This window comes from Egicoccus sp. AB-alg2 (genome assembly GCF_041821065.1).
GTDB lineage: Bacteria > Actinomycetota > Nitriliruptoria > Nitriliruptorales > Nitriliruptoraceae > Egicoccus.
In genome coordinates, this window is record NZ_JBGUAX010000016.1 from 42,432 (window position 1) to 48,606 (window position 6,175).

The 6,175-nt window shown below is 71.2% G+C and carries 7 protein-coding genes; 3 read left to right on the plus strand and 4 right to left on the minus strand.

Features of this window, described 5'->3' with window-relative positions; all coding sequences use genetic code 11:
• Positions 1 to 166: 166 nt before the first annotated feature.
• From ACERM0_RS21790 to ACERM0_RS21800, 3 genes are read right to left on the minus strand one after another with little or no spacing between them, the layout of a single operon-like run.
• On the minus strand, positions 167 to 712 hold the full coding sequence (locus tag ACERM0_RS21790) for a hypothetical protein (RefSeq protein WP_373680746.1): 546 nt from the start codon (positions 710 to 712) through the stop codon (positions 167 to 169).
• A gap of 41 nt (positions 713 to 753) precedes the next feature.
• Positions 754 to 1,458, minus strand: a complete 705-nt coding sequence (locus ACERM0_RS21795; protein WP_373680747.1) for a hypothetical protein — start codon at positions 1,456 to 1,458, stop codon at positions 754 to 756.
• A 31-nt stretch (positions 1,459 to 1,489) separates the two neighbouring features.
• Positions 1,490 to 2,179, minus strand: a complete 690-nt coding sequence (locus ACERM0_RS21800) for a hypothetical protein (RefSeq protein WP_373680748.1) — start codon at positions 2,177 to 2,179, stop codon at positions 1,490 to 1,492.
• Positions 2,180 to 2,491: 312 nt separating this feature from the next.
• On the opposite strand from ACERM0_RS21800, the gene ACERM0_RS21805 reads away from it, so the two are divergent.
• The 3 genes from ACERM0_RS21805 to ACERM0_RS21815 all read left to right on the plus strand — a co-directional run bounded on the left by ACERM0_RS21805 (position 2,492) and on the right by ACERM0_RS21815 (position 4,730).
• Positions 2,492 to 3,406, plus strand: a complete 915-nt coding sequence (locus ACERM0_RS21805; protein ID WP_373680749.1) for a DnaB-like helicase C-terminal domain-containing protein — start codon at positions 2,492 to 2,494, stop codon at positions 3,404 to 3,406.
• Positions 3,407 to 4,387: a hypothetical protein gene (locus tag ACERM0_RS21810; protein ID WP_373680750.1), complete on the plus strand. Its 981-nt coding sequence runs from the start codon at positions 3,407 to 3,409 to the stop codon at positions 4,385 to 4,387.
• 127 nt (positions 4,388 to 4,514) lie between these two features.
• Positions 4,515 to 4,730 (plus strand): hypothetical protein, encoded by a 216-nt coding sequence (locus ACERM0_RS21815; RefSeq protein WP_373680751.1) that lies wholly within the window; start codon positions 4,515 to 4,517, stop codon positions 4,728 to 4,730.
• 256 nt (positions 4,731 to 4,986) lie between these two features.
• Here the strand turns inward: ACERM0_RS21815 and ACERM0_RS21820 are convergent.
• Positions 4,987 to 6,175 (minus strand): biotin/lipoyl-containing protein (locus ACERM0_RS21820; protein ID WP_373680752.1); only part of this gene is annotated, 1,189 nt, incomplete at its 5' end.

Consider the following 6,175-nt stretch of genomic DNA (forward strand, 5'->3'; position numbering starts at 1 on the left):
TCGGCGCGCTCCGCGGGCGGGTCGGTGGGGTCCGGGCGGGGTGGCTCGCACTGGGGTGCAAGTCTGTGTCGGGGCTTGTGAGGGTCGCGGGCGGGGCGGACAGGGACGGGAGGTCGGTTGGCGGGACCAGCGGGTCCGGTCTCGCAGCGAGGTCCGGGAGCGGCGCTCATCGCAGCGACGTTTCGGGGCCGGGCAGCTCTCGGGTCAGCTGCCGGACGGGCGGACGGCCGGCTTGTCGGTCGACGGTGCGGTCGGCGTCGCGAGCGGCGCGGCGAGCGGCGACGAGCCGGTCGGCGACCTCGACCGTGCTGCTGCCCGTGGTCTCGGCGAGCAGGTCGATCAGCACGCCGGGGGTGAGCCGCCCGTCGCGGCGACGTTCGATCGCCTCGGCGAGAAGCCGGTCCAGGCTGGAGGTCGCGATCTGCCGGACCGGGCGGCCACCGTCGACGGTGTAGGTGCCGTCGAACCAGACCACCGCGGCCCGCTCGGGGTCGGGGCGGGCGGCGGTGTGGCCGAGCTGGCCGAGTAGCTCGGCGAGCCGGTCGATGTCGGCGCGGTACTCGGCAGCGGAGGAGGGTCCGAGGTCAACGTCCCGGTCGGCCGCGACGATCGCGCGGGCCTCGAGGTCGTCGATGGTGCGCTGCAGTGCGAACGTGACGGCCGGCAGCGCGTCGGGGTCGATGTCGAGACGGATCGGTGGTTCGGCGGGCATGGTGTCTCCTTCCGGGTGGCGGCAGGCGGTGAAGGGCCGCGTCAGCGGCCGGGCGGTGGCAGACCGGGCTCGTCGCGACCGGGCGGCGGCGACGTGCGGTCGGTCGTGTGGGCGCGGGCGATCACGGCGGCGAGGCGGGCGAGCTCAGGCGGGTCGCCGTCGAGGACCACCAGCTGCTGGCCGCGGTGGGGGCGGCACCCGAACGCCGGCGGGTTCGATAGGCGGCCGCACAGGCAGCGGCCACCGCCTGCCCACGTCTCCCGCGTCTCGCCGCGGACCTCGAGGTGCTCCTGGGGACGGCAGTACGCGCAACGGCAGGGGCGGGCGATGCCTGGGCCGAGCCCGGCCGGGTTGGAACACCCGATCGCCTGACGGCGGTCGAAGTCGGCCTGCCGCCGGGCCCGAGCTGCCGCGTTCGCCTCGGCGAGCGAGGCCAGCGCGCGCTCGCGGTCCGGGTCGAGGTAGCGATTGAGCTTGGCCGGGTCGACGCCGGTGCCGTGCCCCGAGTTGGCCGCTCCGAAGCACACCCGCTCGGGTGTCAGCACCTGCCCGTCGTGCGACGCCCCGGCGACCGCGCGGACGTCCACCACGTCCTTCGCTCGGGCGGCGGCGTTGGCGAGTCGCTCGGCGACCCGGCGTGCCCGGGCGTACGCGGTCCGCCAGCGGGCGCCGCCGGCGACCACGGAGGTGAGCTGGACCGTGTACTCGACCGCGTTGATGAACTCACGGGTCTCGTGCGGGCTCACGGTTCGCTCACGGGCCGGGTCTCGGGTCGGGTCAGCGGCCATGCCCGACCCCCTCACCGAGCGCACGAGCCCGGGCGTCGCCCGCCCGCTCGTGAGTCGGCGTCCCGGGCCGGGCGAGGTCCGGCCGGCGGGCCAGCAGCCGCGTGAGCCGCTCTGTGAGGTCGTCCTCCGGCTCACGAGCGGTGCCGGGAACCGGCGGCAGCGGCCCCTCGAACGCCGGTGCTGCGACCGTGCGGCGGGGTCCGACGAGGTCGTCGGCCAGTACCTCCGACAGGCGGCGGTCCGGAGCTGCGAGGTGCCTCGTAACAGCCCACGCGAGCAGCTGTGCACGCACGACCGGAAGCGACCGACGACCCAGCCCGGCGACCGGGGTCGTCACCCGGTCGACCGCGACGGCGAGCTGGTGGTCGTCAAGCGCCCCCGACAGCGCCGCCCGCCAGCCCGCCGCGCAGGACTCGCGGGCACGCCACCGGGCAGCAGCACGGTCGCGGTCGGCCCGTTCACGTTCCCAGCGGGCGTAGCGGGCTTCGAGCTGTCGCCGCTCGGCGAGCAGCCCCTCGAGATCCCACCCCTGCCGGATCGCCGAGACCACCCACCCCGCCCGGCGGCGGACCTCCCCATCCCCCAGCGTGTCGACCGCATCGAGCGCATCGACCACCCGCGCCTGACCGTGCTGCTCGATCAGCGCCCGCGCGGTCGGCTCCGCGACCCCGAGCGCCACCAGCCGCTGCTGCGGCGACGGTGACTTCGCTGGTGGTGGGAGTCCGGTCGGTCTCGCACTCGCCGGCTCCGCCCGCACCGACTCCGGCGGCCGCGGCGCCGGCGCGGGCGACCGCGCGGGACGCAGCGCGTATGAGGAAGAAGGTCGCGCAGCCTCGGACATCGCACAGCTCCTCGTGGGCTTCGACGAGGACGCTGCGGACGGCGACTCACGAACGGCTCACACTGCATGTGGACCGGCAAGGCACCGGAGATGTCTCATCCGGCAGCAATGCTGGTCCGCGGCATCGACATACACCGAGAGGGACGTCACATGGACTTGCTGCACTCGCTAGGTGCCTACGGCGATGACGGCGGCCTTCTTGCAGCTGCGATGGCTGCCTCGGGGTACGGCGCGACTTCCGAGGCCGCACGCGTGCAGGTGCCGACCGGGTTCGATGACGTCGACCGGGTGACCGGCGGCGGGCTACCCGCGGGGGTCCACTTGTTGTCCGGTGAGATGGCGTGTGGGAAGACCGGGCTTGTTGCCAGACTCGCCGTGCACTGCGCAGACAGCGAGACGCCGGTGCTGTTCGTCTGCAAGATGGACGACACCGTCGCGATCGCCCAGCGGATGGTCGCCGCCCACGCTCGCATCGACCGAAGCGAACTCCTCACGAGCACCGGGCAAAGCGCCGATCGGGTCCAAGCGGCGTATCGACGACTCAGCGACCAGCCGCTGGCCGTCGTGCCCGCTGAACGTCTCGAGTTGTGGTCGGTGGGCTGGGCGCTTCGCGAACTCGCCTCCAGGGTCGTAGACCAGCCTCGGCTCCTGGTAATCGATGATCTCGATGACCTGGCTGGCGGCGCCGGCCAGGGCGATCTAGGCCTTGTACCGAGATCGCTCGCGGACATGGCACGGCGGCTCGGCATTGCCATCGTCGTCACCACGACCGCGACGCTGATCGGCGAACGACGCGACCGAAGACCCGAGCTCCGCGACGTCCATGGGTGGCCGCAGATCGCACCCCATCTACGCAGCGCCTGGTTGCTCTACCGAGCCGATCAGCACGATGCGGACTCGCCGGATCGGGGCATTGGGGAGGTGATCCTGGCATGGCAAGCGAACGGACCGACGGGGACTGTCAGGCTCGCGCACCTGCCGCATCTGGGCACCTGGGCCAATCTCCACCACAGGACTGGGTCTGGCCCCTACGGTGCTGCGTCGGTTCGTGAAGGAGGCGAGTGAGTGGCTTCACTCGAGGGCATCAAGGACGACGACCTCCAGCGGTTGCCACGGGCGAGCGAGCAGCGCATCCCTCGCCGCGTGGATGGTTGGCGGGCACACCTCGCCGAAGCTGGTGCCAGCCCACCCGTCCATCGAGCGGTCGACCAGTACGCCGAACTCACGGACCGATCGCGAAGGCGCGTGCGTGAGTTGCTCCTCGAGTACCAAGGTGCTCCACAGGCGCGGACCGCCATCGTCTTCCTGTGGGGCGGCGCCCGCGGCAAGAACCCCTCCCTTGCCGTGATCGGCAACCCGCGTGTACGCAGTGGGAGCGGCGCCCCATGGCTTCGGGCCGCAGATGACCACCGAGACGCCGCACACACATTCCTCTGGAACCCGCGCATCGCGTCGGACGGCATCGAGCAAGACAGCCTCGTCGCACCCAGAGCCGCATTCGAAAAGCTGTGGTCACACCCCAACCTCTCGCAGGGGTTGCTGCCGGGCTGCGGAACCGCCTTCGGGACCAAACTCCTGTACTGGGCTGCACGGTGCGAGCTGGGGTTCGACGTCCCCCCCGAACACCCGATCCCGCTCATCTACGATCTCCGCGTCTTCGAAAGCCTCCGTGCGCTGGGCCTCGCCTACCCGTCCGATGAGGGTCACCCGACCGCATTCACGAACCCTCAGCGGAAGATGCCGTTCGCCACCTACGAGGCCTACTGCAGGATCGCCTACGAGTGGTCGAACCGATTGAACGAGCGAGTCGCCAACATCAACCACGAGGGACTGGACGCCTTCGTGCCCGACGACGTTGAAGTGATGCTGTTCGCCGTCAACGGCGTGGGCCTGCGAACCTCGCAGTGCACCGACGAGCCTGCCACCGAGGGCAGTGACGGAGGTGGACCGGAGATCGATGAGCCACAGGTCGATCCCTCATCTACAGGCGACTTGGACCTTGCAGCCGCAGCACGCGTGCTCAATGCGTTAGCAGCAGCAGCCTAAGATCCGCCGCCATGCCTGTAGCGGGGCACCGGTGGAGCAGTTGTGTACGCCGCGAGCAGACTCGTGTCGCAGACCGCGCATAGCCTCGGGACTCGGTATGGCTCGAGGTGATGGAGTGCTCGGTGTCGTGAGGTGGATCGAACTCGAGCGTCTCTATCCCGGCGATGCGTGGCGCGTCTGGCTGCTGCATGAGCTGCTCCAGGTTGCCGCACGAGAGCCGAGGTCTATTACGGGCATCGCCGTAATCCGCCAGACGACGGTCGAGGAGTTCCCGTACGCGGCCCGGACTCGGCCACCGCAGCCAGCCTTTCTCGCCGTGGCAGAGATCTCCGATGGGGGCTGAGGTGAGGCCGGCGGTCCGTTGCTGACACAAGCAGAGGCGTGCGGGACGTTCGGCTGCGACACCGAGATCTCCTGCACGCACCTACTCGCTGTTGACAACGGGGTATTCGCTGCGGTGCCCCTCCCATGCGGGAGGCTCCGGTACGTGCGATAGCTGGCTCAAGGGACGCGGTTCGACGAGCTCGTGATCCATCGCCTCCCGCCACTATTCGGGCGATCTGAACCGCCCCGGGTTCATGCACCGTCTCCCGGTCGAGTCAGCCTGCGTCCTCGATGCGGGCCAGGACCGCGCCGGTCTCCACGACGTCGCCGGCGGCGAAGCCGACGGTGCTGACCACGCCGTCGCGGTGGGCGGTGATGTTGTTCTCCATCTTCATCGCCTCGAGCACCGCGACCAGGTCACCGGCGGCGACGGTGTCGCCCTCCGCGACGGCGTACTTGACGACGGTGCCCTGCATGGGGGCGACGAGGTCCTCGGACGACGCGGTGGCCGTGCTGCCGCCGCCGCTTCCGGCCCGGGCACGTCGCTTGGCCGGCGCCGCGCCGTTGCCGCCTCCGCCGCCGGCTGGCGCCGCGGCCAGCTCGCCGTACACGCGCACGCCGATCCGCTTGCCGGCCACCTCGACGGTGACCTCCCGGGATGGCCCGTCCTGGCCGTCGCCCGGCGTGGCCGGCGCCTGCGGGGCGAGCCCGCCGAGGTCCCATTCGGTTTCGACGGACACGGTGGCGTGTTCGCCGGCGGCGAACTGCTCGTTGGTCATGGCCAGCCGGTGGAACGGCACGGTGGTCGGGATCCCGTCGATGACCAGCTCGTCCAGCGCGCGGGCCATGCGGGCGCGGGCGGCGTCGCGGTCGGCGCCCCACACGATCAGCTTCGCGATCATGGAGTCGTAGTCGCGCGGCACCTCGTAGCCGGACTCCGCGCCGGTGTCGAAGCGCACCCACGGGCCCAGCGGCGGCCGCAGCTCGGTGATCAGGCCCGGCGTGGGCATGAAGTTGGTGGCCGGGTCCTCGGCGTTGATCCGGGCCTCGATCGCGTGGCCGGTCAGCACCACGTCGTCCTGGCTCAGACCCATCCCGTCACCGGCGGCGATCCGCAGCTGCGCCTGGGCGAGGTCGACCCCGGTGACCAGTTCCGTGACGGGGTGCTCGACCTGCAGACGCGTGTTCATCTCCAGGAAGTAGAACGTCTCGTTGTCGCTGTCGAGCAGGAACTCGCACGTACCGGCGTTGAAGTAGCCCATCTCGCGGGCGACCTCGATCGCGGCCTGCCCGATCCGGTCGCGCAGCGCCTGCGAGATCCCGGCGGCCGGGGCCTCCTCGACCAGCTTCTGGTGGCGGCGCTGCAGCGAGCAGTCACGCTCGCCGAGGTGGATGATCGTCCCGTCCAGGTCGCCCAGCACCTGGATCTCGATGTGGCGCGGCCGCTCCAGGTAGCGCTCGAGA